23 protein-coding genes are annotated in these 26,296 nt (G+C 59.2%); 5 read left to right on the top strand and 18 right to left on the bottom strand.

Features of this window, described 5'->3' with window-relative positions; genetic code table 11:
* Nucleotides 1-4: 4 nt before the first annotated feature.
* The 5 genes from F2P67_RS22760 (at nt 5) to F2P67_RS22740 (ending at nt 4,968) form a co-directional block, all read left to right on the top strand.
* Complete coding sequence (locus F2P67_RS22760; protein ID WP_166224010.1) at nt 5-3,154, top strand: CusA/CzcA family heavy metal efflux RND transporter; 3,150 nt, start codon at nt 5-7, stop codon at nt 3,152-3,154.
* A gap of 134 nt (nt 3,155-3,288) precedes the next feature.
* Nucleotides 3,289-3,492 (top strand): co-regulatory protein PtrA N-terminal domain-containing protein, encoded by a 204-nt coding sequence (locus tag F2P67_RS22755; RefSeq protein ID WP_166224007.1) that lies wholly within the window; start codon nt 3,289-3,291, stop codon nt 3,490-3,492.
* 78 nt (nt 3,493-3,570) lie between these two features.
* On the top strand, nt 3,571-3,903 hold the full coding sequence (locus tag F2P67_RS22750; RefSeq protein ID WP_166224004.1) for a DUF2790 domain-containing protein: 333 nt from the start codon (nt 3,571-3,573) through the stop codon (nt 3,901-3,903).
* Nucleotides 3,904-4,256: 353 nt separating this feature from the next.
* On the top strand, nt 4,257-4,637 hold the full coding sequence (locus tag F2P67_RS22745; RefSeq protein WP_166224001.1) for a DUF6124 family protein: 381 nt from the start codon (nt 4,257-4,259) through the stop codon (nt 4,635-4,637).
* A gap of 85 nt (nt 4,638-4,722) precedes the next feature.
* Complete coding sequence (locus tag F2P67_RS22740) at nt 4,723-4,968, top strand: hypothetical protein (RefSeq protein ID WP_166223998.1); 246 nt, start codon at nt 4,723-4,725, stop codon at nt 4,966-4,968.
* 466 nt (nt 4,969-5,434) lie between these two features.
* Here F2P67_RS22740 and F2P67_RS22735 read toward each other — a convergent pair whose 3' ends face one another.
* From F2P67_RS22735 to F2P67_RS22650, 18 genes are all read right to left on the bottom strand, one after another.
* Nucleotides 5,435-6,760 (bottom strand): OprD family porin, encoded by a 1,326-nt coding sequence (locus F2P67_RS22735; protein WP_166223995.1) that lies wholly within the window; start codon nt 6,758-6,760, stop codon nt 5,435-5,437.
* 172 nt (nt 6,761-6,932) lie between these two features.
* Nucleotides 6,933-7,247 carry a helix-turn-helix domain-containing protein gene (locus F2P67_RS22730; RefSeq protein ID WP_027614657.1) on the bottom strand — a complete coding sequence of 105 codons (315 nt, stop codon included), beginning with the start codon at nt 7,245-7,247 and terminating at the stop codon, nt 6,933-6,935.
* On the bottom strand, nt 7,237-7,638 hold the full coding sequence (locus tag F2P67_RS22725) for a type II toxin-antitoxin system RelE/ParE family toxin (protein WP_166223992.1): 402 nt from the start codon (nt 7,636-7,638) through the stop codon (nt 7,237-7,239). The genes F2P67_RS22730 and F2P67_RS22725 overlap by 11 nt, the downstream gene beginning before the upstream one ends.
* A gap of 402 nt (nt 7,639-8,040) precedes the next feature.
* On the bottom strand, nt 8,041-9,504 hold the full coding sequence (gene nuoN, locus F2P67_RS22720) for an NADH-quinone oxidoreductase subunit NuoN (RefSeq protein ID WP_007920173.1): 1,464 nt from the start codon (nt 9,502-9,504) through the stop codon (nt 8,041-8,043).
* 7 nt (nt 9,505-9,511) lie between these two features.
* Complete coding sequence (gene nuoM, locus F2P67_RS22715; RefSeq protein ID WP_166223989.1) at nt 9,512-11,044, bottom strand: NADH-quinone oxidoreductase subunit M; 1,533 nt, start codon at nt 11,042-11,044, stop codon at nt 9,512-9,514.
* A 39-nt stretch (nt 11,045-11,083) separates the two neighbouring features.
* Nucleotides 11,084-12,937 (bottom strand): NADH-quinone oxidoreductase subunit L, encoded by a 1,854-nt coding sequence (gene nuoL / locus F2P67_RS22710; RefSeq protein ID WP_166223987.1) that lies wholly within the window; start codon nt 12,935-12,937, stop codon nt 11,084-11,086.
* Nucleotides 12,934-13,242: an NADH-quinone oxidoreductase subunit NuoK gene (nuoK, locus tag F2P67_RS22705; protein ID WP_003180046.1), complete on the bottom strand. Its 309-nt coding sequence runs from the start codon at nt 13,240-13,242 to the stop codon at nt 12,934-12,936. The genes nuoL and nuoK overlap by 4 nt, the downstream gene beginning before the upstream one ends.
* Before the next feature lie 3 nt (nt 13,243-13,245).
* Complete coding sequence (gene nuoJ / locus F2P67_RS22700; protein ID WP_025108991.1) at nt 13,246-13,746, bottom strand: NADH-quinone oxidoreductase subunit J; 501 nt, start codon at nt 13,744-13,746, stop codon at nt 13,246-13,248.
* A 9-nt stretch (nt 13,747-13,755) separates the two neighbouring features.
* Complete coding sequence (gene nuoI / locus F2P67_RS22695) at nt 13,756-14,304, bottom strand: NADH-quinone oxidoreductase subunit NuoI (RefSeq protein ID WP_003223795.1); 549 nt, start codon at nt 14,302-14,304, stop codon at nt 13,756-13,758.
* Between the two features lie 11 nt (nt 14,305-14,315).
* Entirely contained in the window at nt 14,316-15,323 is a 1,008-nt protein-coding gene (nuoH, locus tag F2P67_RS22690) for an NADH-quinone oxidoreductase subunit NuoH (protein WP_166223984.1), read from the bottom strand.
* Nucleotides 15,320-18,034 carry an NADH-quinone oxidoreductase subunit NuoG gene (gene nuoG, locus F2P67_RS22685; protein WP_166223981.1) on the bottom strand — a complete coding sequence of 905 codons (2,715 nt, stop codon included), beginning with the start codon at nt 18,032-18,034 and terminating at the stop codon, nt 15,320-15,322. The genes nuoH and nuoG overlap by 4 nt, the downstream gene beginning before the upstream one ends.
* A gap of 136 nt (nt 18,035-18,170) precedes the next feature.
* Nucleotides 18,171-19,526, bottom strand: coding sequence for an NADH-quinone oxidoreductase subunit NuoF (nuoF, locus tag F2P67_RS22680; protein ID WP_166223978.1), 1,356 nt, complete (start codon nt 19,524-19,526; stop codon nt 18,171-18,173).
* Entirely contained in the window at nt 19,523-20,020 is a 498-nt protein-coding gene (gene nuoE / locus F2P67_RS22675) for an NADH-quinone oxidoreductase subunit NuoE (RefSeq protein WP_003223804.1), read from the bottom strand. Before nuoE ends, nuoF begins: the two co-directional genes overlap by 4 nt.
* Nucleotides 20,021-20,022: 2 nt before the next feature.
* On the bottom strand, nt 20,023-21,807 hold the full coding sequence (gene nuoC, locus F2P67_RS22670; RefSeq protein WP_166223974.1) for an NADH-quinone oxidoreductase subunit C/D: 1,785 nt from the start codon (nt 21,805-21,807) through the stop codon (nt 20,023-20,025).
* Between the two features lie 73 nt (nt 21,808-21,880).
* Nucleotides 21,881-22,555, bottom strand: coding sequence for a NuoB/complex I 20 kDa subunit family protein (locus tag F2P67_RS22665; protein WP_003223809.1), 675 nt, complete (start codon nt 22,553-22,555; stop codon nt 21,881-21,883).
* A 10-nt stretch (nt 22,556-22,565) separates the two neighbouring features.
* Nucleotides 22,566-22,979, bottom strand: a complete 414-nt coding sequence (locus tag F2P67_RS22660) for an NADH-quinone oxidoreductase subunit A (protein ID WP_003223812.1) — start codon at nt 22,977-22,979, stop codon at nt 22,566-22,568.
* Nucleotides 22,980-23,621: 642 nt separating this feature from the next.
* Nucleotides 23,622-24,947 carry an isocitrate lyase gene (gene aceA, locus F2P67_RS22655; protein WP_016775277.1) on the bottom strand — a complete coding sequence of 442 codons (1,326 nt, stop codon included), beginning with the start codon at nt 24,945-24,947 and terminating at the stop codon, nt 23,622-23,624.
* 477 nt (nt 24,948-25,424) lie between these two features.
* On the bottom strand, nt 25,425-26,177 hold the full coding sequence (locus F2P67_RS22650; RefSeq protein ID WP_166223971.1) for a secretin N-terminal domain-containing protein: 753 nt from the start codon (nt 26,175-26,177) through the stop codon (nt 25,425-25,427).
* Between the last annotated feature and the right edge of the window lie 119 nt (nt 26,178-26,296).

Genomic DNA, 26,296 nt, shown 5'->3' with positions numbered 1-26,296 from the left:
TCCCATGTTCGAACGCCTGATCCAGTTTGCCATCGAGCAGCGCATCATCGTGCTGCTCGCCGTTCTGCTCATGGCCGGCCTCGGCATCGCCAGTTATCAAAAACTGCCGATCGACGCCGTGCCCGACATCACCAACGTCCAAGTGCAAATCAACACCGGCGCCGCCGGGTTTTCGCCGCTGGAAACCGAGCAGCGCATCACTTTCCCGATTGAGACTGCGATGGCCGGTTTGCCGGCGCTGGAGCAGACCCGTTCACTGTCGCGCTCGGGGCTGTCGCAGGTCACGGTGATCTTCAAGGACGGCACCGACCTGTTCTTCGCCCGTCAATTGGTTAACGAGCGGTTGCAGATCGCCAAGGAGCAATTGCCCGAAGGCGTGGAAGCGGTCATGGGGCCGATTTCCACCGGGCTCGGCGAGATTTTTTTGTGGACGGTCGAGACCAAGGAGGGCGCGCTGAAAGATGACGGCACGACCTACACCCCGACCGATCTGCGGGTGATTCAGGACTGGATCATCAAGCCGCAACTGCGCAATGTTCCCGGTGTGGCCGAGATCAACACCATCGGAGGCTTTGCCAAGGAATATCAGATAGCGCCCGATCCAAAAAAACTCGCAGCCTACAAACTGACCCTCACCGATCTGGTCACCGCACTGGAGCGCAACAACGCCAACGTCGGCGCCGGTTACATCGAGCGCAGCGGCGAGCAATTGCTGATTCGTGCACCGGGGCAAGTGGCGAGCACCGAGGACATCGCCAACATTGTCATGGCCAATGTCGACGGCACGCCGATCCGCGTGAAGAATGTCGCCACCGTCGAAATCGGCCGCGAATTGCGTAGCGGTGCCGCCACTGAAAACGGTCGTGAAGTGGTGCTCGGCACGGTGTTCATGCTGATCGGCGAGAACAGCCGCACGGTGTCGCAAGCGGTTGCCAGCAAGCTCGAACAGATCAACAAATCCTTGCCGCAAGGCGTGGTCGCCGTGCCGGTGTACGACCGCACGCACCTGGTCGACAAAGCCATCGCCACGGTGAAGAAGAATCTCATCGAAGGCGCGATTCTGGTGATCGCGATTCTGTTCCTGTTCCTCGGCAACATCCGCGCGGCGCTGATTACCGCGATGGTGATTCCGCTGTCGATGCTGTTCACCTTCACCGGCATGTTCAGCAACAAGGTCAGCGCCAACCTGATGAGCCTCGGCGCGCTCGACTTCGGCATCATTGTCGACGGCGCGGTGGTGATCGTCGAAAACACTCTGCGCCGGCTGGCCCATGCGCAGCAACATCACGGGCGTCTGCTGACCCGCGCCGAGCGCTTCAAGGAAGTATTCGCAGCGGCAAAAGAGGCGCGGCGACCGCTGATTTTCGGCCAGTTGATCATCATGGTCGTGTACCTGCCGATCTTCGCCCTCAGCGGCGTCGAAGGAAAAATGTTCCACCCGATGGCGTTCACCGTGGTCATCGCTTTGCTCGGTGCGATGCTGTTGTCGGTGACCTTCGTGCCGGCAGCGATTGCGCTGTTCGTGACCGGCAAGGTCAAGGAAGAAGAGGGCGCCGTCATGCGCAGTGCGCGTCGCGTATATGCGCCGGCATTGGCCTGGGTCATGTCCCATCGCGCAGTCGCCGTGAGTGCGGCGCTAGGCGTGATCGTGCTTAGCGGTGTGCTCACCAGCCGCATGGGCAGCGAGTTTGTGCCGAGCCTCAGCGAAGGTGATTTCGCCCTGCAAGCCTTGCGTGTGCCGGGCACCAGCCTGACGCAGTCGGTGGACATGCAGCAGCGGCTGGAGACGTTGATTCTGGCGAAGATGCCGGAAGTCGAGCGCGTCTTTGCACGCACCGGCACGGCGGAAATCGCCTCCGATCCGATGCCGCCAAACATCTCCGACAGCTACGTGATGCTTAAGCCGAAAGATCAATGGCCGGACCCGGGCAAGTCCCGCGAAACCTTGATGGCCGAACTGCAAACCGCCGCCGCGACGCTGCCGGGCAGCAACTATGAACTGTCGCAGCCGATCCAGTTGCGCTTCAACGAACTGATTTCCGGGGTGCGCAGTGACGTCGCGGTGAAGGTGTTCGGCGATGACATGGACGTGCTCAACGCCACCGCCGCGAAGATTGCTACGGCGATGCAGAAGGTCAACGGCGCGTCCGAGGTCAAAGTCGAACAGACCACCGGGTTGCCGGTGCTGACCATCAACATCGATCGCGACAAGGCCGCGCGCTACGGGCTCAACGTCGGTGATGTGCAGGACACGATTGCGGTCGCGGTCGGCGGACGGCAGGCCGGGACGTTGTACGAGGGCGACCGGCGTTTCGACATGGTCGTGCGTTTGTCCGACGCCTTGCGCAAGGACATCGACGGCTTGTCGGCGCTGCTGATTCCGGTGCCCGCCGTGAATGGTCTGGCCAGTCAGATCGGTTTTATCGCGCTGAAGGACGTCGCCAGCCTCGATCTGGTGCTCGGGCCGAATCAGGTCAGCCGCGAAAACGGCAAACGCCTGGTGATCGTCAGCGCCAACGTGCGTGGCCGCGATATCGGCTCGTTCGTCAGCGAGGCCGGTGAAGTGATCGAGCGCGATGCGCAGGTGCCGGCAGGTTACTGGACCAGTTGGGGTGGGCAGTTCGAACAACTGCAATCGGCGGCCAAGCGTTTGCAGATCGTCGTGCCGGTGGCATTGCTCTTGGTGTTCGGGCTGTTGTTCATGATGTTCAACAACCTCAAGGACGGCTTGTTGGTGTTTACCGGGATTCCGTTTGCCTTGACCGGGGGCGTCATGGCGCTGTGGCTGCGGGATATTCCGCTGTCGATTTCGGCGGGCGTGGGGTTTATCGCGTTGTCGGGTGTGGCGGTGCTCAACGGCCTGGTGATGATCGCGTTTATCCGCAATCTGCGTGAGGAGGGACGGTCGCTGTCGGATGCGATCAACGAAGGTGCATTGACGCGATTGCGGCCGGTGTTGATGACCGCGTTGGTGGCGTCGCTGGGTTTTATACCGATGGCGCTGGCGACTGGCACGGGGGCAGAAGTGCAGCGGCCGCTGGCGACGGTGGTGATTGGCGGGATTCTGTCTTCGACGATTCTCACGCTGTTGATTTTGCCGGCGCTCTACCAGATTGCCCATCGCCGCGACGAGGAATCGCCCGCTGCTGCTTAGTCGTTTCATGGTTCAAAAATAGGCCCGCGATTGCGGGCCTTTCTACATAACGGATATGTAATTTCGGCGCCACCGTCACGAAAGGTTCGGATTGTTACCTTGATCCCGTCAGCTACTTAAACGAGGAATCAAAGATGAAACTTGCACAAATCGGTGCCTTTGCAGCGTCTCTGGCGATGTCTTCCCTGGCCTTGGCCGAGGGCGGCGGTGACCGCACTTTCGAACGCATGATGACCGCCAACGACCGCTCCGTGGAGCTGTTCGTCGCCAGGGAAAAAGCCGCCGGCAACCCGGTGGTCGTCACTGAAAAGAAAGACGAGAAAACCCGCGACCTGTAAGCCTGCAAACTCTGAACAAGCCCGTCATCGCGCATCGATACCGGGCTTTTTTCAAGCCCGGACGAGAAGGAAAAGGATATGAAACTGCTGAAGATGATCGCGTTCGCCGGCGTCATGGCGATGTCTGTGAATGTGCTGGCTGAAGGCGGCGGCGACCGCACCTTTGAGCGCGCATTCAGCGCCAATGCCAAAGCCATGGAGCAATATGCGGCCGCGCGGGGCAAAGCGGCGCCGGTGGTGAAAGAGTACGAATACGGCATGCCACTGGACGTGGTGAAAATCGTCAGTGTGGTCAAGCCGCAGCCGGCCTGCGCGGTAGTGCCCACTGCCATGACCTACGAAGATTCGAAAGGCCAGCTCAATACGCTCAAGTACAGCGTGGCGGGCGCTTGCCGGAACAGCGGTGGCTGATCAGGCGCACGTTGTGTATTTCAATTCGTGATGTTTAAGACTGTGTGGGAAATGCCGAAGCTTCCCACAATGTTTTCAGGTTGTCCGTCGGACGTCCGCTCTCTAGCCTGTGTGGGTCGCTGCCAAATCAGCGATCGGGTTTGGAACCCCGGAGAACGTGTCAGCGCCAAAGCGTCACTCATGACGTATGCTTGCGCACCTTCGTGGTGTGCAGCCAGTTATGGCGGCTGTGCGCGGGAGACTTTCGAGTCTGCCGGGTTTCTCCGTTCCCCGGGTTCCAACCTGCGTACAGCTGCCACCCCTTCGCGTGGAACCGAGTGGGTCAGCTCCAACGTTCCGAAGGAGAAAGCATGATGAAAAAACCAACCCCCAATCCCCCCGAAGCCGACGCTGTTGTCGAGCCTGATCCAACATCCCCCTACGCCAGCGTCGACAGCCGCAAACTCCACAAAGCCGCCGACCGCGCCCTCGACTTCTACCTCAATCCGGCGGCCCACATCATGGCCACGCCTTACACCCCCAACGAGCTGTTCTACGTCAACCCCAAAGCCGACACCGAAACCCTGCTGGCCAACGCCTGCGAATCCCTGGCCTCGGCCACGGTGATGCTCGGCGACTTCGCCGCGCTATTAGGCGGCACCCATCGCAAGACCCTGCTGGGTATCGCGCAGGTCGTCATGCTTGGTGAACTGGCGGTGAACAAGGCGCTGGATAACGTAGATCCTGCTCAATAGGTCACTGACAAAGTGGCGGGAGTTGTATTTCTCGCCACGCCGTGGCTAACGCAGGCCAATGCCCGAACACAACGGAGACAGGTCAATGCCCAGTCCAATTGAGCGCGATGTGATTACCGATCTCTTTTCAGGCTGTCGAAGAACAGATCGAAAGAAACAGCACGTGAATGATCTTGCACCCGTCATGTGCCAGCAGATGATTCTGGAGGCGCAACCGTATCTTCTCGATGACGTTGCATTCAACGCATTCGAGCAGACTATCGAAGCTAACCCCGCCCGAAGCAATATTCGCTTACACCAATTGAAAGCTCGCCCAAAACGTTGGAGCTGACATTAACCGTCGCTGGGTGTGCTGCCGAAATCAGATGACGTTTTTCGAGGCGTGCAAGTCGTAATGATTGGCGAACTGACGGTGAGCAGTGCGCTCGATGATGTCGAGCCTGTGGCTTATTTACCGAGGACCGATTTTATTTGTGTTGCGTGAGGCTCTCACAATCCCTCATCTGCCCTATTCGAAGCGATGGACAACCCCAAAGGAGAAAGGGAACAGATCTTCAAGCCATTCAAAACCAGAGTACGCCTCGGTTTTTCAGGTCGATGTATTTCCACTAAGCAGCTCGGTCAGTCCCCTCTACCTCTGGGAGAGGGCTAGGGTGAGGGTCGGGCCTAAACCTGGAAAACATAACCACGGCAAAACGCAAAGCAAAAAAAAGGCGCCCCCGAAGGGCGCCAAAAGATTCACCTCTGACCAAAGGAGCAAGGAGCTTCTAAAAGGTGAATGGTGTTGCTCGTTAAACTCAGAGAATCGCCAGCGGGTATTCGACAATTACCCGCACTTCATCCAGATCCGACTCGAATGCCGTGGCGCGAGTGGTGGCTTGGCGCAGGCGCAGAGAAAGATCTTTCATCGAACCGCTTTGCACCACGTATTTGACTTCGATATCGCGCTCCCAACGCTTCTGGTCGGTCAGCGGATTGCCGTCGGCATCGCGGCGCATGTACACGGCGTTGGCGTTGGAATAGTCGGCGTCGGTGCCACGCGCATATCGCGTCATGAACGACAGGCCGGGGACGCCGTAGGTCGTCATGTCGAGGTCGTAGCGCACCATCCACGAACGTTCCTTGGGCGAGTTGAAGTCGCTGTACTGGATGGAGTTGTCGAGGAAGATCGAGTCGGACTGACGCAGGTAATCGAAGTCGTCGTTGCCGTTGTTGCGCTGGTGGGAGAGGGCGACGGAGTGGGCGCCGAATTTCACGCCCGCACGGCCGCTCCAGATGTTGTTGTCGAACTCGCCGAGCAGTTGTTTGCCCTCATCGACAGCCTTGTAATAGTTCAGGCCACCGAACAGCGACAGGTCATCGGACAGTGGGTACGTCCACGCCGTACCGGCGTAGTACTGATTCCAGGCATCCTTGAGGCGGCTGGAGTAAAGGCTGAAACTGAGATTCTTGTTCAGCGCATAATCGCCGCCGCCATAGGCGATCCACGGCGAGTTGACCGGCCCGGCGTAGAAGGTGGCGAAGTTCTCGCGCATGTCGCTCGACACCGGTTGGCTCATCGCATGCAATCGACCGCCCTGCACCGACAGACCTTCGATGCTGGTGTTGGTCGCCGTCACACCGCGAAAGCTCTCCGGCAGCAATCGCGAGTCACCGGCTGCGACCACTGGGTTGGCCGGGAACACATCACCAACCCTGACCACGGTATCGAACGCCCGCACTTTCGCGGCGCCCCCGACCTTGGTGTATTCATCCCGTGCCTCACCGTCACTGTTGACCGGCAATACATCAAACGAACTGCGCCCACCGTTGCGCCCGTCGCCGGTGTCGAGTTTCAGTCCGATCATCGCAAAAGCGTCAACACCGACCCCCACGGTGCCTTGGGTAAATCCTGATTCGAACTTGCTGATCACCGCATGTGCCCAGGCTTCGGAATAACCATTGCCGGTAGGGCTGGACTGGCCGTTGCGGTGATCACGATTGAAGTAGTAGTTGCGGTTGAGCACCGTCAGGCTGCTGCCTTCGATAAACCCTTCGGGTTTTTCTTCTGCAAACACCATGGACGGCCCGGAGCCGAGCACCACTGCTAAAGCGGCCATCGACATTTTTGTATTGTTAACCATCAAACACTCCTTGGGTTCGGCAGAACGGGAACGTGCTTCGGCGTGGGTTTTATTGTTCGACGGGGCAGGGCCCGCCGGCATGGTCGCCGGGTGACATCGTTGCAAGCTGCGGATAACGCCAAGGTGATGGGGGAATTACAATTTCGTCATGTGTCTGGAATGAAAACCTCTGTCAGGTCAGGGCCGCGAGTTGTTCGATTGTCTGTGGAAAACGCTCGACCAGACGAATCAGAGTCGTTGCTTGAGCATTGGGTGTTGCTCGTCCTTGCTCCCAGTTTTCGAGCGTTCGCGTGTTGGTGCGTAGATACATCGCGAATACTGACCGGGAAAGATTAAGTTGCTGACGGATGGCTATGACTTCCTCTGCAGTGATCGGCATCAGTTTTGGCAATTGCACCTTGTGGGTACGCAAGGTGATCTTGCCTTGACGTTCATCGGCCAATGCTTCCAGGCCATCCATCAGTTCGGAAAAAATGTCACGTTTCATGGTGGGTTCTCGCGTTGAGTTCTCTATTCAGCGTTTGTCTGAAAAGTTTTTTCTGGGCAGGCGTCAGATCGTCCTGCTCGTTTTTGTTGTAGACGGTAAAGAGCCAGAACTGGTCGAAGCCTGACCACCAGTAATAAATCACTCGTAATCCGCTGCGTTTTCCTTTCCCTCTTCGTTGGTCGCCAAAGCGAATTTTACGAAGCCCGCCTGTGTCCTCGATAAGATCGCCCCCTTCCGGATTTTTCAGCAACTCCAGTTGAAAGCTGCGAAACAGATCGTCATCCAGATAGTCGTCTCGGTGCTTCTGAAACACAGGTAATTCGATAAATAGAGCATCCGTATACTGTACGTTACCTGCGTATAGTGTTGTCTCGATAATCGAATCGGTCAAGGCCTCCTGGCCTTGCTTTTCGTCCCTTGTTCAACGGTAGACTCCGGTCGTGGAAGCACCTGTAGGACGAGTTGACGGGGGCGGTGGGAACGTTCGACTGATCTATGAAGAGGCTGCGCAGCTGCCGTGTCGGAACAATCCCGCAGCAGCGCCCAACGCCGAATGGTGATAGCGGCGGGGTGTCAGGGGAAGAAGAGGTTGGATGTGCCGACGCCTTCGCGAGCAGGCTCGCTCCCACAGTGATCCAGGGTGATTACAGACTTTATGAACACCATCGAAACCTGTGGGAGCCGGGCTTGCTCGCGAAGGCGTTGGCGCAAGCGCTCGAGAGGCTAAATCCCACAAAAACAAAAACGGCACCCGAAGGTGCCGTTTCTTTTGTTGCCAGTCCTAACGGAGCAATCAGCCCGCCAGACCCGCCTGCTGAACCAGAGTCAGCAATGGCTGCGGGTACACACCCAGGAAGAACGCGACCAGGGCGATGGCCAGCAGCATTACGCCGCCTGCTTTCTGTTCCCAGTGCAGCTGGGCGTCGTGGCGACGCAGGTTTGGTTCGATCAGGTACAGGGTGACCATCACGCGCAGGTAGTAGAACACGCCGATGGCGCTGCCCAGCACCAGCGAACCGACCAGCCACCATTGATGCGACTCGACACCGGTAGCGATGATGTAGAACTTGCCGATGAAGCCCGCGGTCAGCGGGATACCAGCGAGGGACAACATCATCACGGTCAGGACGGCGGTCAGGTACGGACGGCGCCAGAACAGGCCGCGGTACTCGTACAGTGCGTCGGCGTCACGACCGTTGTACGGCGAGGACATCAGGGTGATCACGCCGAAGGCGCCGAGGCTGGTGATCACGTAGGTGACCAGGTAGACGCCGATGGCTTCCACCGCCAGACCCTTGCTCGCCACCAGTGCGATCAGCAGGTAGCCGAAGTGCGCGATGGACGAGTAACCGAGCAGACGCTTGAGGTTGCTCTGAGTCAGAGCCAGCAGGTTACCGAACAGGATCGAGGCGATGGCGATCACGGTCAGCACGTCGCTCAGCACGCCACTGCTCGCGGCAGGGGAGATCTGGAACAGACGCACCATTACCGCAAACACCGCAACCTTCGACGCCGTGGCGAGGAACGCGGCGACCGGTGCCGGAGCACCTTCGTAGACGTCTGGCGTCCACAGGTGGAACGGTACCAGCGACAGTTTGAACGCCAGACCGATCAGCATCATGCCCAGGCCCAGTTGTGCCAGCGAGCTAGGCAGGCCGGTTGCAGCCAGTGCCTGACCAATGCCAACGAAGCTCAGCGAACCCGAGTCTGCGTACAGCAGCGCCATACCGAACAACAGGAATGCGGAACCGGCGGCCGACAGCACCATGTACTTGATGCCGGCTTCCAGCGAGCGCTTGTTGAAGAAGGCGTAAGCCACCAGACCGTAGACCGGTACCGAGAGCAGTTCCAGACCGATGAACAAACCGGCCAGGTGCTGCGCGCTGACCAGAACCAGACCACCGGCGGCGGCCATCAGGATCAGCAGGTACAGTTCTTCACGGTTGCCCGGGTAACCCGAACCGCCATCACCGAGGTAGGCGTGGGCGAGGGTGACGCAGGCGAGGGTGGCGACCAGGATCAGCGCCATGTACAGGCAGGCGAAGGTGTCGATCTGCAGCAACGGGGTCACGGCCAGAGGCGCGACTTTCAGAGCCGGCAGGATCGACAGCAAGGCCAGGTTCAGACCAGCGACCGAAATCAGGAAGGTCTGCGAGTGGTTGCGGCGCCAGGCGATTGCCAGCATCACCACGATAATGGTGAGGCTGGTGATCAACAGTGGCGCAAGCGCAATAAAGTGTTGAATCGTGAATTCCATAGCGCTCTTACCGGGCCGAAGCGAGTTGAGTGAAGGCGGTGCCGAGCCACTGCTGGACGCCATGCATCGTGGCGGCAGAAGTGTCGAGGAACGGTTGCGGGTAAACGCCGAGGTAAATCAGCAGTACCGCAAGGCCCAGCACCATGATCAGTTCGCGACCGTCCATGCCGTGCAGGATCGAATCCGATTTGGCCGGACCGAAGTAAGCACGGTGGATCATGATCAGCGAGTAGACCGAACCGAACACCAGGCCGGAGGTGGCAATCGCGGTGACCCATGGGGCGCTGGCGAAGGAGCCGATCAGGATCAGGAACTCGCCGACAAAGTTACCGGTGCCCGGCAGACCCAACGAAGCGGCTGCAAAGAACAGGCTGATGGCCGGCAGGTAAGCGATACGCGACCACAGACCGCCCATCTCACGCATGTCACGAGTATGCAGACGCTCGTACAACTGACCGCTGAGGATAAACAGTGCCGCCGCCGACAGACCGTGGGCCAGCATCTGGATCACGGCGCCTTGCAGCGCCAGTTGGCTGCCGGAGTAGATGCCGATCAGTACGAAGCCCATGTGGGAAACGGACGAGAAGGCGATCAGACGCTTGATGTCGGTTTGCGCGAACGCCAGGAACGCACCGTAGAAGATCCCGATCAGACCGAGGGTCATAGCGATCGGCGCGAATTCGGCCGAGGCATTCGGGAACAGCGGCAGGGCGAAACGCAGCAGACCGTAAGCGGCGGTTTTCAGCAAGATACCAGCGAGGTCGACGGAACCTGCAGTCGGTGCCTGGGCGTGAGCGTCAGGCAGCCAAGAGTGGAACGGAACCACTGGCAGCTTGACCGCGAAGGCGATGAAGAAGCCGAGCATCAGAATGTACTCGGTGGTCATCGACATCTTGGTTTTCAACAGGTCGGCGTAGTTGAAGGTAATCACGCCAGTGTTGTTGAAGTTGACCAGCACCAGACCGAGGATCGCCACCAACATGATCAGGCCGGAAGCCTGAGTGAAGATGAAGAACTTGGTCGCAGCGTAGATCCGGGTTTTCTTGCCGTCCGAAGAACTGTGACCCCAGAGCGCGATGAGGAAGTACATCGGCACCAGCATCATTTCCCAGAAGAAGAAGAACATGAACAGGTCGAGGGCGAGGAACACGCCGACAACGCCGCCCAGGATCCACATCAGGTTCAGGTGGAAGAAGCCAACGTGACGCTGGATCTCTTTCCACGAGCAGAGTACCGAGAGGATACCCAGCAGGCCGGTCAGCAGGATCATCAGCAGCGACAGGCCGTCGAGGGCCAGGTGCACGTTGATGCCGAAGCGCTGGATCCAGACGTGCTTGAACTCAAGCGCCCAGGTCGGATCGGCGCCAGGCGCCGGAGCAAATGAATAGTCACCGTGGGCCCACAGCCAGAGGCCGAGGGCGAGTTCCAGGGTCATGGTCAACAGCGCAATCCAGCGGGGGAGGGTAGCGCCGAAGCGCTCACCCATCCAGCACAGCAGGCCGCCGATGAAGGGGATCAGGATTAGCCAAGGCAGAATCATGACGGGCTCGTTTCCTTTCGCAAATTCGCAAGGTTCATATCAGACCGCTACCAGCACGATGGCGCCAATAACCAGCACGGCACCAGCAGCCATCGAAGCAGCGTACCAACGCAGTTGACCGGTCTCGGTGCGGCTCAGGGCAGTGTGACCACCCTTGGCCATACGCGGGATCAGACCGATGGTCTGGTCGAGCGGGTCTTTGCGCAGCATGTGGCTGATCGCAAGGTACGGCTTGACGAACAGTTTGTCGTAGATCCAGTCGAAGCCCCAGGCAGCAAACCACCAGGCCGAGAGGAAACGGCCGATGCCGCTGTTGGCGATCGCCGTCACGAAGCGACGCTTGCCGAGGAACAGCAACGCTGCCAGCAGGATACCGGCCAGAGCGATGGCGCCCGAGGCGATTTCCAGACTGTGCTTGGCTTCGCCACCGGCATGGCCGACGCTTTCCGGCAGTACGCCGTGCAGCGGTGGAACGATCATGGCGCCGACGAAGGTCGACAGCACGATCAGCACCGACAGAGGCAGCCAGTGAGCGATGCCGTGACCGGCGTGGGCTTCAGTCTTGGCTTCACCGTGGAACGTGATGAAGATCAGGCGGAAGGTGTACAGCGAGGTCATGAACGCGCCGACCAGACCTGCGTAGAGCAGACCGTGGTTGCCGCTGGCGAACGCTTCCCAAAGGATTTCGTCCTTGGAGTAGAAGCCCGCAGTAACCAGTGGCAGAGCAGCCAGTGCCGCGCCGCCAACAATGAAGCTGGCGTAGGCCAGTGGCAGTTTTTTCCACAGACCGCCCATCTTGAAGATGTTCTGCTCGTGGTGGCAGGCAACGATCACCGCACCGGAAGCAAGGAACAGCAGAGCCTTGAAGAAGGCGTGGGTCATCAGGTGGAAAATCGCGCCATCCCATGCACCAACACCCAGCGCCAGGAACATGTAGCCGATCTGGCTCATGGTCGAGTAGGCGAGGATACGTTTGATGTCGGTTTGTACCAGAGCGGCGAAACCGGCCAGAACCAGGGTCACACCACCGACGATGCCGACCAGGTGCAGGATTTCCGGCGCCAGGGTGAACAGACCGTGGGTACGGGCGATCAGGTAGACACCGGCGGTCACCATGGTTGCGGCGTGGATCAGTGCCGAAACCGGGGTCGGGCCAGCCATCGCGTCCGCGAGCCAGGTTTGCAGCGGCAGTTGCGCCGATTTACCGACTGCGCCACCCAGCAACATCAGGGTTGCCAGAGTGATCCAGAAATCGCCAACCTGGAATTTCTGCGGTGCCAGCACCAGCAGTTCCTGGATGTTCAGCGTGCCCACTTGCTGGAACAGGATGAACAGGCCGATGGCCATGAACACGTCGCCGATCCGGGTCACGATGAAAGCCTTGAGTGCGGCGTTACCGTTGTTGCGGTTGCTGTAGTAGAAACCGATCAACAGGTACGAGCACAGGCCCACGCCTTCCCAGCCGAAGTACAGGAACAACAGGTTATCGCCGAGCACCAGGAACAGCATGCTGGCGATAAACAGGTTGGTGTACGAGAAGAAGCGCGAGTAGCCCGCTTCGCCGCGCATGTACCAGGACGCGAACAGGTGGATCAGGAAACCCACGCCCACCACCACGCCGAGCATGGTGATCGACAGCCCGTCGACGTAGAGGGCGAAGTCAGGCTTGAAGCCTTCCACCGCCATCCACTGCCAAAGCACCAGGGTGTAGTGACCGCCTTCGGGAGGCGCGACGTTGAATTGCCAGATGACGTAGGCGGCGACAATCGCCGACAAGCCAATGGAACCCACGCCGATCAGCGCCGAGAGGTTTTCCGACCAGCGTCCACGGGAGAAGGACAGCAGCAGGAAACCGATCAGAGGGAATACGAAAGTCAGAAAGATCAGGTTCATCCGCGCATCTCACTGGCAGCGTCGATATCGAGCGTGTGGAAGCGGCGATACAGTTGCAGCAGGATCGCCAGACCGATACTGGCCTCGGCGGCTGCAAGGCTGATCACCAGGATGAACATGATCTGTCCATCCGGCTGCGCCCAGCGGGCGCCTGCAACGATGAAGGCCAGTGCAGAGGCGTTCATCATCACTTCCAGGCTCATCAACACGAACAAAATGTTGCGGCGGACCATCAGGCCGACCAGACCAAGGCAGAACAGGATGCCGGCAACGGCCAATCCATGTTCGAGAGGGATAGCAGGCATGTCTTACTCCTTCGCCTCGTTACGGCCCAAATGGAACGCCGTGACGGCTGCGGCGAGCAGCAGCATCGAGGCGAGTTCGACCACCAGCAGGTACGGGCCGAACAGGCTGATGCCCACGGCTTTCGCGTCTACGGTGGTGTGGCCGATGGCCTGACCGCTCTGATGAGCGAACAGCACATACAGCAGTTCGGCCAGCAGCAAGGCTGCGAGAATCACCGGCCCTGCCCAGATTCCGGGCTTGAGCCAGCTGCGTTCTTGCTGAACCGAGGCGGGCCCCAGGTTCAGCATCATCACCACGAACACGAACAGCACCATGATGGCGCCAGCGTAGGCGATCACTTCCAGCACGCCGGCGAATGGTGCGCCCAGTGCGAAGAAGGTCATGGCCACGGCGATCAACGAGATGATCAGGTAGAGCAGGGCGTGCACAGGGTTGGTGTTGGTGACCACGCGAAGCGTGGACACAACCGCGATACCCGATGCGAAATAGAAAGCGAATTCCATCGTTCTTCCTTAAGGCAGCAAGCTCTTCACGTTGATCGGTTCGGCTTCGTTCTGCGCGGAGCCTTTAGGCTTGCCAGCGATTGCCATACCTGCAACACGATAGAAGTTGTAATCAGGGTTTTTGCCGGGGCCGGAGATCAGCAGATCTTCTTTCTCGTACACCAGGTCCTGACGTTTGAACTCGGCCATCTCGAAATCCGGCGTCAGCTGGATTGCGGTGGTCGGACAGGCTTCCTCGCAGAGACCGCAGAAAATGCAGCGCGAGAAGTTGATACGGAAGAAGTCCGGGTACCAGCGACCGTCTTCGGTTTCAGCTTTCTGCAGGGAGATGCAACCCACCGGGCAAGCCACGGCGCACAGGTTGCAGGCTACGCAACGCTCTTCGCCATCGGGGTCACGGGTCAGGACGATACGGCCACGGTAGCGTGGCGGCAGGTAGACCGGCTCTTCCGGGTATTGCAGGGTGTCGCGCTTGCGAAAGCCATGGCCGAAGACCATGACCAGGCTGCGCAACTGGGTACCAGTACCCTTAACGATGTCGCCAATATATTTGAACATGGGTCAAATCCTCACTGAACCGCAACCGCAGGTGTGTTCCACAACACAACCGCAGCGGTTATCAGCAAATTGATCAGGGTCAGTGGCAGGCAGAATTTCCAGCTGAAATCCATCACCTGGTCATAACGCGGGCGCGGAATGGAAGCGCGCAGCAGGATGAACAGCATGATGAAGAACGCGGTCTTCAGTGCGAACCAGACGAAGGACAGTTGCGGCAGGATGCCGAACGGACCGTGCCAGCCACCGAAGAACAGGGTGACCAACAGCGCCGAGATCAGGATGATGCCGATGTATTCACCGACGAAGAACATGCCCCATTTCATACCGGCGTATTCAATGTGGTAACCGTCGGCCAGTTCCTGTTCTGCTTCCGGCTGGTCGAACGGGTGACGGTGAGTCACGGCGACGCCAGCGATAAAGAAGGTACAGAAGCCGAAGAACTGCGGAATGATGAACCACAGGTTCTGCGCCTGGTACTCGACGATGTCGCGCATGTTGAACGAGCCGACCTGCACCACGATGCCCATCAGGGCCAGGCCCATGAACACTTCGTAGGACACGGTTTGTGCCGAGGCACGCAAGCTGCCGAGCAGGGCGAACTTGTTGTTACTCGACCAGCCGGCGAACAGCACCGCGTAGACCGACAGACCGGCCATGGCGAAGAAGAACAGCAGGCCGATGTTCAGATCCGCCACGCCCCAGGTCGGGGTGATCGGGATGATCGCAAACGCGATCAGCAGGGCGGACATGGCCACCACCGGTGCCAAAGTGAAGATCACTTTGTCGGCAAACGGCGGGGTCCAGTCTTCCTTGAAGAACATCTTCAGCATGTCGGCGGCGATCTGGAACATGCCGAACGGGCCAACGCGGTTCGGACCGTAACGGTCCTGCCACCAGCCCAGCAGGCGACGTTCGACAAAGCTGAGCAACGCGCCTGCGACCACAACGGCCAGCAGAATCACGATGGCTTTGATGACCGACAGGATCACATCGATCACTTCAGGGGTGAACCAGGTCATTGCGCTGCCTCCTGCAGACCGTCGACGGACACGCCGGCGAATGCCGGTGGAATGCCGGCGATGCCCGCAGGCAAGGCCACCAGACCTGCGCCCAGTTCTTCATTGATGCGCAGCGGCAGACGCAGGGTCTGGCCGGCGACGTTCAGGCTCAGCAGGGCACCGTCGTTGACGCCCAGACGATCCGCTTCGGACTTGGCCAGCGACACGTAGGCAGCCGGAATGCGTTCCTGCACCGGAGCGGCTTTCGACGAGTTTTCGTCGCTGCCGAACAGGTGATAGAACGGCACGGCTTGCCAGGTGCCCGGCGCCGGGTTGAACGCACGCGGCGCGGCAGCGAACCAGTTCAGCGAATCGCCAGTGCTTTCGATCAGGCGGGTGCCCGGATCGCCAGCGCGCAGGTGACCACCGACTTCGTCCTGGAACTTGTTCCACGCTTGTGGCGAGTTCCAGCCTGGCGACCAGGCGAATGGAACCTGCTGACGTGGCTCAGCCGAACCCGAGTAACCTTCCATGGAGAAGGCGAACGCGGTGTCTTTGTCTTGCGGGGTGCGCGGTTCGTGAACGCTGATGTCGGCGCGCATTGCAGTGCGACCGGAGTAACGCAGCGGCTCACGCGCCAGTTTCAGACCCTTGATGCGGAACGCAGCGGATGGGGCAGCGTCAACGATACGCGCCAGTTGCCCGGTGCTCGAAGCAACGGCCGCGGTAACGTGGTCGAGTTGCGTCCAGTCGATCGGCTGGTTCAGCAGGGTGGCGCGCAGGGCGTGCAGCCAGCGCCAGCCTTCGTGAACCAGAATGCTGGCGTCCATGTACTGCGGATCGAAAACCTGGAAGAAGCGCTGGGCACGACCTTCCTGGCTAACCAAAGTACCGTCGCCTTCAGCGAAGCTCGCCGCTGGCAGAACCAGGTGGGCGCGGTCGCTGGTCGCGGTCTTCTGATGGTCGGCAACGATCACGACTTTCGCAGCGTTCAGTGCCGCATCGACCTTGGCTTTCGAGGTGCGGGTGTACAGATCGTTTTCCAGCACGACAATGGCGTCGGCCTTGCCGTCGATGACTGCTTGCAGCGCAGCGTCGACCGATTCGCCACCGAGCATGGCCAGACCGAGGCTGTTGGCTTCCGGCACGATCAGGCTGATCGAACCGTTCTTCTCGCGCAGCTTCAGGGCCTTGGCGATATTCGCAGCAGCTTCGATCAAGGCTTTGGAGCCCAGCGAAGTACCAGCGATGATCAGCGGACGCTTGGCGGCGAGCAGGGCGTCGGCGATGCGCTTGGCCAGTTCCTGCGCTTCTGCGTCCAGACCTTCAACGGCCGGTGCGCTGGCGTCCAGGGCGTGAGCCACGGCGAAACCGATGCGGGCCAGGTCGTCCGGAGCTGCGTGTACGCATTCTTCGGCGATGTCGTCGAGCTTGGTTTCCGCCAGGCTGGCGATGAACAGCGGGTTCAGCGCGTGCTGACCGATGTTCTTCACTGCCGCGTCGAGCCAAGGCTGAACGCGCATGGCTTCGGCCATGTCTTCGGCCTTGCCTTTGACCGACTGACGCAGAGCCAGGGCCATACGCGCAGCAGTCTGAGTCAGGTCTTCACCGAGGACGAAAATGGCGTCGTGGTCTTCGATGTCGCGCATGTTCGGCACTGGCAGCGGGCTGTCCTTCAGCACTTGCAGGACCAGGCGGATGCGTTCCAGTTCAGAGGCTTCGATACCGGAGTAGAAGTGCTCGGCGCCGACCAGTTCACGCAACGCGTAGTTGCTTTCAAGGCTGGCACGCGGCGAACCGATACCAACGATATTGCGACCGCGCAGCAGATCGGCGGCTTTATCCAGCGCGGCGTCGAGACCCAGCTTGGTGCCGTCGGCCAGCAGCGGCTGACGTGGACGGTCGGTGCGGTTGACGTAGCCATAACCGAAACGGCCACGGTCGCACAGGAAGTACTGGTTTACCGAACCGTTGAAACGGTTTTCGATGCGACGCAGTTCGCCGTAACGCTCGCCCGGGGAGATGTTGCAACCGCTGGAGCAGCCATGGCAGATGCTCGGCGAGAACTGCATGTCCCACTTGCGGTTGTAGCGCTCGGAGTGAGTCTTGTCGGTGAACACACCGGTCGGGCAGACCTCGGTGAGGTTGCCGGAGAACTCGCTTTCGAGGGTGCCGTCTTCAACGCGACCGAAATACACGTTGTCGTGGGCGCCGAACACACCGAGGTCGGTGCCGCCAGCGTAATCCTTGTAGAAACGCACGCAGCGGTAGCAAGCGATGCAGCGGTTCATTTCGTGGGAAATGAACGGGCCCAGTTGCTGGTTCTGGTGGGTGCGTTTGGTGAAACGATAACGGCGCTCGTTGTGACCGGTCATCACCGTCATGTCTTGCAGGTGGCAGTGACCGCCTTCTTCGCACACAGGGCAGTCGTGCGGGTGGTTGGTCATCAGCCATTCAACAACACTGGCGCGGAATGCCTTGGACTCTTCATCGTCGATGGAGATCCAGGTGTTGTCGGTGGCAGGCGTCATGCAGGACATGACGATGCGACCACGGGTGTCGTTCTCGTCGGTGTACTGCTTGACCGCGCACTGGCGGCAAGCCCCGACGCTACCAAGCGCCGGGTGCCAGCAGAAATATGGAATGTCGAGGCCCAGCGACAGACATGCCTGTAACAGGTTGTCTGCCCCGTCGACTTCGAGCGCTTTGCCGTCTACGTGGATAGTGGCCATGGTTCAAAGGTCTTCGTTGGCCCGGTGTCAGCGGGCGTGGCTAATGGAATCTTGTTATCCGTCCGAATCCAGTCAGCCCCGAAAGGCGTCATCGGACGAAAGGCGAAGGGCACGGACCCTTCGCCTTTTTAAGCGTTTACGCGCCGACTACGATCGGCCTTGCCAGAGGCGGGACGGCGGCGCTTGCAGGCGCGATACCGGCTTCGAACTCTGGACGGAAGTATTTGATGGCACTGCCCAACGGCTCCACGGCACCCGGTGCGTGAGCACAGAAGGTCTTGCCCGGGCCGAGGAAGTTGACCAGACCCAGCAGGGTCTCGATGTCGCCTGGCTGACCACGGCCTTGTTCGATGGCCATCAAGAGCTTGACGCTCCATGGCAAACCATCGCGGCACGGGGTGCAGAAGCCGCACGACTCGCGAGCGAAGAACTGCTCCATGTTGCGCAGCAAGGAGACCATGTTGACGCTGTCGTCCACCGCCATGGCCAGGCCGGTACCCATACGGGTGCCCACTTTGGCGATGCCGCCGGCGTACATTTGTGCGTCGAGGTGCTCAGGCAGAAGGAAACCGGTACCGGCGCCACCTGGCTGCCAGGCCTTGAGTTTGTAACCGTCGCGCATGCCGCCGGCGTAGTCTTCGAACAACTCGCGACCGGTGACGCCGAACGGCAGTTCCCACAGGCCCGGGTTTTTCACTTTGCCGGAGAAGCCCATGAGCTTGGTGCCCATGTCTTCGCTGCCTTCGCGGGCCAACGATTTGTACCAGTCCACGCCGTCGGCAATGATCGCCGGCACGTTGCACAAAGTTTCTACGTTGTTCACGCAAGTCGGCTTGCCCCACACGCCCACGGCGGCAGGGAAGGGCGGCTTGGAGCGCGGGTTGGCGCGGCGGCCTTCGAGGGAGTTGATCAGTGCGGTTTCTTCACCGCAGATGTAACGCCCGGCGCCGGTGTGGACGAACAGTTCGAAATCAAAGCCGCTGCCCAAAATGTTTTTACCCAGCAGGCCTGCAGCCTTGGCTTCTTCCACGGCACGGTTGAGGTGCTTGGCGGCGGTGGTGTATTCGCCACGCAGGAAGATGTAGCCACGGTAGGTTTTCAGTGCGCGGGCACTGATCAGCATGCCTTCGATCAGCAGATGGGGCAGTTGCTCCATCAGCATGCGGTCTTTCCAGGTGTTCGGCTCCATTTCATCCGCGTTGCACAGCAGGTAGCGGATGTTGATGGATTCGTCCTTGGGCATCAGACCCCACTTCACTCCAGTGGGGAAGCCTGCACCGCCGCGACCTTTAAGGCCGGCGTCTTTCACGGTCTGGACGATGGCGTCCTGATCCATGTCGGCGAAGGCTTTGCGCGCAGCCGCGTAACCGTTCTTGGCCTGATACTCGTCGAGCCAAACGGCTTCGCCGTCGTCACGCAGACGCCAGGTCAGCGGGTGAGTCTCGGCCGAACGCTGAATGCGGTTGGCAGGACCGAAAGATGTCAGGGTCATACGTAGCCCTCGAGCAGTTTGGCCACGCCAGCAGGCTGCACGTCGCCAAAGGTGTCGTCGTCGATCATCAGCGCCGGTGCCTTGTCGCAGTTGCCGAGGCAGCAGACAGGCAGCAGAGTGAAACGACCGTCGGCGGTGGTCTGACCCAGGCCGATGCCCAGATTGTTCTGGATTTCGCTGACCACCGACTCGTGGCCGCCGATGTAGCAGACCATGCTGTCGCAGACGCGAATGATGTGACGGCCAACCGGCTGACGGAAGATCTGGCTATAGAACGTCGCCACACCTTCAACGTCGCTGGCAGGGATGCCGAGGATCTCGCCGATTGCGTACAGGGCGCCATCCGGCACCCAGCCGCGTTCTTTCTGAACAATCTTCAGGGCTTCGATCGACGCCGCGCGCGGGTCTTCGTAGTGATGCAGCTCGTGCTCGATGGCCGAGCGCTCGGTTTCACTCAAGGTGAAACGGTCTGTCTGGATAAGCGTGCTGTTCATGCTTAGCGGTCCACGTCGGCCATAACGAAGTCGATACTACCCAGGTACGCAATCAAGTCCGCGACCATGCTGCCTTTGATCACCGAAGGGATCTGTTGCAGATGCGGGAAGCTCGGAGTACGGATCCGGGTACGGTAGCTCATGGTGCCGCCGTCGCTCGTCAGGTAATAACTGTTGATGCCCTTGGTCGCTTCGATCATCTGGAAGGATTCGTTGGCCGGCATGACCGGGCCCCACGAAACTTGCAGGAAGTGCGTGATCAAGGTTTCGATGTGCTGCAGCGTGCGCTCTTTCGGCGGCGGCGTGGTCAGCGGGTGATCCGCCTTGTACGGGCCTTCCGGCATGTTGCGCATGCACTGGTCGATGATCTTGATGCTCTGGCGCATCTCTTCGACGCGAACCATGCAGCGGTCGTAGGCATCGCCGTTGGCGGCCAGCGGTACTTCGAACTCGAAGTTCTCGTAGCCCGAGTACGGGCGCGCTTTACGCAGGTCGAAGTCGCAACCGGTGGAACGCAGGCCAGCACCGGTGACGCCCCATTCCAGAGCTTCCTTGGTGTTGTACTGGGCAACGCCGATGGTACGACCCTTGAGGATGCTGTTCTGCAGGGCAGCCTTGGTGTATTCGTCGAGGCGTTTTGGCAGCCATTCAACGAAGTCTTTCACCAGTTTTTCCCAGCCGCGTGGCAGGTCGTGGGCGACGCCACCAATGCGGTACCAGGCCGGGTGCAGACGGAAACCGGTGATGGCTTCGATCACCGTGTAGGCCTTCTGGCGGTCGGTGAAGGTGAAGAACACCGGGGTCATGGCGCCGACGTCCTGGATGTAGGTACCCAGGAACAGCAGGTGGCTGGTGATCCGGAAGAACTCGGCCATCATGATGCGGATGACGTCGACCTTCTCGGGTACCTTGATGCCGGCCAGCTTCTCGACCGAGAGCACGTACGGCAGGTTGTTCATCACGCCGCCGAGGTAATCGATACGGTCGGTGTACGGGATGAAGCTGTGCCAGGACTGACGCTCGGCCATCTTCTCGGCGCCACGGTGGTGGTAACCGATGTCCGGGACGCAGTCGACGATCTCTTCGCCGTCCAGTTGCAGAATGATGCGGAATGCACCGTGCGCCGAAGGGTGGTTCGGGCCCAGGTTGAGGAACATGTAGTCCTCGTTGGCACCGGAACGCTTCATGCCCCAGTCTTCAGGACGGAAGCGCGCGGCTTCTTCCTCAAGCTGTTGCTTGGCGAGGTTGAGGCTGAACGGATCGAACTCGGTGGCGCGCGCCGGGAAGTCCTTGCGCAGCGGGTGACCTTCCCAGGTTGGCGGCATCATGATGCGCGACAGGTGCGGGTGGCCTTTGAAGTCGATGCCGTACATGTCCCAGACTTCACGCTCGTACCAGTTGGCGTTCGGCCAGATACCGGTGACGGTCGGCAAGCTCAGGTCGCTCTCGGACAAGGCAACCTTGATCATCACGTCACTATTACGCTCAAGCGACATGAGGTGATAGAACACGGTGAACTCGGCGTCCGATGGCAGCCCTTGACGCTTGGTGCGCAGACGCTCGTCCACGCCGTGCAGGTCATAGAGCATGACGTACGGCTTGGGCAGGTTGCGCAGGAAAGTCAGGACTTCAACGAGTCTGGCGCGAGCCACCCACAGCACCGGCATGCCGGTGCGGGTCGACTGAGCGGTAAACGCTTCGGCGCCAAAACGGTTGTTCAATTCGACGACCACATCCTGGTCGTCTGCCTTATAAGGCGGGATGTACAGAGCGCTGCCTGTAGTCATGGTTATTTTTTCGCTTTCGGTCAACGTAAAGAATGAAGCCAGCTTCTCGTTTCTTTGTAAGAACAGATCTGGATCAGACTTCGTCAGGGCTGCGCAGGTTGGTGACTGCGATTCGCTGTTCGCGGCGCTGTTCCTTTTGCGAAGGCATGTCGGCGCGATAGACGCCTTGATCACCAACGACCCAGGAAAGCGGACGACGCTCCTGTCCAATCGATTCCTGCAACAGCATCAAGCCTTGAAGGAATGCTTCCGGACGGGGCGGGCAGCCAGGTACGTAGACGTCCACAGGCAGGAACTTGTCCACCCCTTGAACCACGGAGTAGATGTCGTACATGCCACCGGAGTTGGCGCACGAACCCATGGAGATAACCCATTTCGGCTCGAGCATTTGCTCGTAGAGACGCTGAATGATCGGCGCCATCTTGATGAAGCAGGTACCGGCGATAACCATGAAGTCGGCCTGACGCGGAGATGCCCGGATAACTTCGGCGCCGAAGCGCGCGATGTCGTGGGGCGCCGTGAAGGCGGTGGTCATTTCCACGTAGCAGCACGACAAGCCGAAGTTGTACGGCCACAGGGAGTTCTTACGTCCCCAGTTGACCGCGCCACTCAGCACGTCTTCCAGCTTGCCCATGAAAATGTTTTTGTGGACTTGATCTTCTAACGGATCGGAAACGGTTTCCCGTTCGCCGATCGGATACTGCTCGTTAGGAGCATCGGGGTCGATTCTGGTGAGATTGTATTGCATTGCCAAAGCCTCATTGTTTCAGCTTCGCCTGCCGCTTGCGACGAGCTTCCGGAGCCCAGTCAAGGGCGCCCACTCGGAACAGGTAGACAAGACCTGCCAACAGAATTGCTATGAAAACGAGAGCTTCGACGAATCCGGTCCAGCCGCTTTCGCGGACGGACACAGACCATGCAAAGAGAAAGAGGGCTTCGATATCGAAGATCACGAAGAGCATCGCGACCAGATAGAATTTGGCTGAGAGCCGCAAGCGGGCGCCACCGGTAGGTAGCATGCCGGACTCGAACGGTTCGTTTTTGCTGCGGCCCCAGGCTTTTGACCCGAGGAGGCTGGAGACGCCGAGCATGAAGGCACACAGGCCGACTACACCCAGAAGGAAAATGGCAAAGCCCCAGTTGTGGGCCATGAGTCCTGTCGCTTCGGGCATGCTGGTAATCCTTAACAGAGAGCAAAGGTCTCTGAGCTTGATAAAGAAATAAGGCAGTGACGATATGTCGCAGCAATCAATCGCGCTGATTTTATGGCTAAACACCCTGCAAGTAAAATTCCTATAGCGAAATTATTTATTGGAATAAGGACATAGCGCACCTCGACGGCCCTGTAGCCCATGCGTTGCGGGCATTAGCCGGTTTTACGTGAATTATGTTTTGTAGGAAATGTAACGAACATAGTTGTGTCTGAATGATAATTAATATCGTTTGGAGTGGTTTTATAACTGTTTAACGGGTTGGTAGTTGGGAAGTTGTCTTACTTGCACGTTACTGCAAGTAGCGACGGCGCCCGTTTTACCCGAATTTTCTGACGTCGATACCGCTCTGGATCAATGTTTTTGTACGGGCTACGCCGATCCCTGTAGGAGTGAGCCTGCTCGCGATAGCGGTGTATCAGCCAACAAATAAGGTGACTGACTCACCGCTATCGCGAGCAGGCTCACTCCTACAGGGGTTCTGTGATGTTCACGAAATCGTGGGCAAAAAAACGCCCCGAACCAGTCGGGGCGTCAGTTTTGCGGCTCTGCGGTTAGCTTTCTATACGATCCGCAGAGGCCGTTTTCTCAGGCGAAGCAGAATCAGTGGAACTGTTCTTCTTCAGTCGAACCGGTCAGTGCGGTTACCGAAGACGAGCCACCCTGAATCACGGTGGTCATGTCGTCGAAGTAGCCGGTGCCCACTTCCTGCTGGTGAGCCACAAAGGTGTAACCTTTGGCGGCGTCAGCGAATTCCTGCTCTTGAAGCTTCACGTAGGCAGTCATGTCGTTGCGGGCGTAGTCGTGCGCCAGGTTGAACATGCTGTGCCACATGTTGTGAATGCCGGCCAGGGTGATGAACTGGTGCTTGTAACCCATGGCGGACAGTTCGCGCTGGAACTTGGCGATGGTCGCGTCGTCCAGGTTTTTCTTCCAGTTGAAGGAAGGCGAGCAGTTGTACGACAGCAGTTGGTCCGGGTATTCCTTCTTGATCGCTTCAGCGAAGCGACGCGCTTCTTCCAGATCCGGCTTGGCGGTTTCGCACCAGATCAGGTCGGCGTAAGGAGCGTAAGCCAGGCCACGAGCGATCGCTTGATCCAGGCCGGCACGAACCTTGTAGAAACCTTCCTGAGTACGCTCGCCAGTCACGAACGGCTGGTCGTACGGGTCGCAGTCGGAAGTCAGCAGGTCAGCAGCGTTAGCGTCGGTACGTGCCAGGATGATGGTCGGCGTACCGGCCACGTCAGCAGCCAGACGCGCAGCGGTCAGCTTCTGTACGGCTTCCTGAGTAGGCACCAGTACTTTGCCGCCCATGTGGCCGCATTTCTTCACCGAAGCCAACTGGTCTTCGAAGTGAACGCCGGCGGCGCCTGCTTCGATCATGCTCTTCATCAGTTCGTAGGCGTTCAGTACGCCGCCGAAACCGGCTTCAGCGTCAGCCACGATCGGTGCGAAGTAGTCGATGTAGCCATCGTCGCCCGGGTTCTTGCCGGCTTTCCACTGGATCTGGTCGGCACGACGGAACGAGTTGTTGATGCGTTTGACCACGGTCGGAACCGAGTCCACCGGGTACAGCGACTGGTCCGGGTACATCGATTCGGCGGAGTTGTTGTCCGCAGCCACTTGCCAGCCCGACAGGTAGATCGCCTGGATACCGGCCTTGACTTGTTGAACAGCCTGGCCGCCGGTCAGGGCGCCCATGCAGTTGACGAAATCTTTCTCTGGGCGGAAGGACGGCTTGGCACCCTGGGTGACCAGGTTCCACAGCTTCTCGGCGCCCATTTTCGCAAAGGTGTGCTCAGGTTGAACCGAGCCACGCAGACGGACGACGTCAGCAGCGGAATAAGTGCGAGTCACGCCTTTCCAGCGCGGGTTTTCAGCCCAGTCTTTTTCAAGGGCTGCAATTTGCTGTTCGCGTGTCAGTGCCATGGAGATAAACCTCGTCGCGTCTTTATGAAAAGTTGTTCTGCGGTGGAAAATTCCTTGCGCTCGCTGACCAGAAGCTTAGGTGGTCAGGTCGGGTTCGGCGGGGGAGGCGACGGGATGAACGATGGGCTCGAGGGGAAGTGAGCAGGTAAGGGCGAAACTGGCGGGCGCATTCGGGCGTCGTGGGCCTTTATACGAACTACAGTGTGATGCCGGGTTACCTAATTACGCTTCCGTCCCTCGGGACAACTTCGTTCCAGTCGGCAACCTCGTCAAACACACCTTGTGGGCGGTACAGACACGAAACGGTTCGCGGGGGTAGTTGCGAACATCGCTTCGAAGGCCCTTGCCAGAGCCTCTGATTAGCGGGAGCGAGGCCATCATGCCTTCGCTTTTTTACCTCGTCAAACGTTTTGTAGTGCTTTTTTTCAAGCACTACATCTTTCGTCTAATACGACTAATCAGTCAGTTTTTGGTGCTTTAGTCCAAGGCGTCGACTTTGACCCGCAAGGTCATGTCATCCCGGCCTTGAGTCGAGTAGCTGCGGCTCAGGCTCTGTTTATCAGCCTGAGTCTGGCGATTCACGCCGGCCAGTGTGATCCACTCACCAAGGCGTCCGCTGACGGTTGTGTCGGTGCTTTGCACGTTCACTACATCGGGACGTTCCTGGCTCATGCGGTCACGGTTGGTACTGATCGCCAGATGAACGATGTCGCCAGTGACGCTGGCGGTGACGTAGAACCCCTGCGTGACGTTACGATATTGCGTCTGACTGCTGTAATCGCCGTAGGAATTGCTCTGGCTGCTGGTGATCGGCACGCTCTGGCCGACCTGGATCAGTGCCGGCATGCCATCGGTGGCTTGTACTTGCTGAACGCCGCCGTCACGGCTGGCGGTGCTGCGGCTGATGATGCGTGTCTGCGCGCCGTTGACCGAATAGCCTTCATCGCCACGCCCGTTGTTTTCGTTGGTGTCGACAGTGATCAGCAGGCGTTTTGGCGCGGTGTCGAGCTGGGTGATCAGAGCCTTGAGTTCCTGGATCTTCTCCGGTTCAGCCTTGATGATCAGTTGATTGCCATAGGCGCTGACCTGGCCGTCCTTGCCGAGAAAGTCTTGCGCCATCGGCAGCATGTCGGTGCTGGTACGGTAATTGAGAGGCACGATTTCTGTGGCTGCCATCACCGAAAAACTGCAGCCGAGCAGAAGGGTGGTGAGCAGGGTGCGTAGGGACATGTCCGTTATCTCCGCTTTCGAAAGGCTTGATATTGCCAGTTTGTCGGCCTCGGGTGGGGCAAGTTGAATCGTAGACAGCAAAACGCCCCGGCATCGTGAGATGGCGGGGCGTTTTACGT

The sequence above is a fragment of the Pseudomonas atagonensis genome (genome assembly GCF_011369485.1).
Lineage (GTDB): Bacteria > Pseudomonadota > Gammaproteobacteria > Pseudomonadales > Pseudomonadaceae > Aquipseudomonas > Aquipseudomonas atagonensis.
The sequence above is the reverse complement of the archived record's forward strand: the minus strand, read 5'-3'. Positions and strand labels throughout refer to the sequence as shown.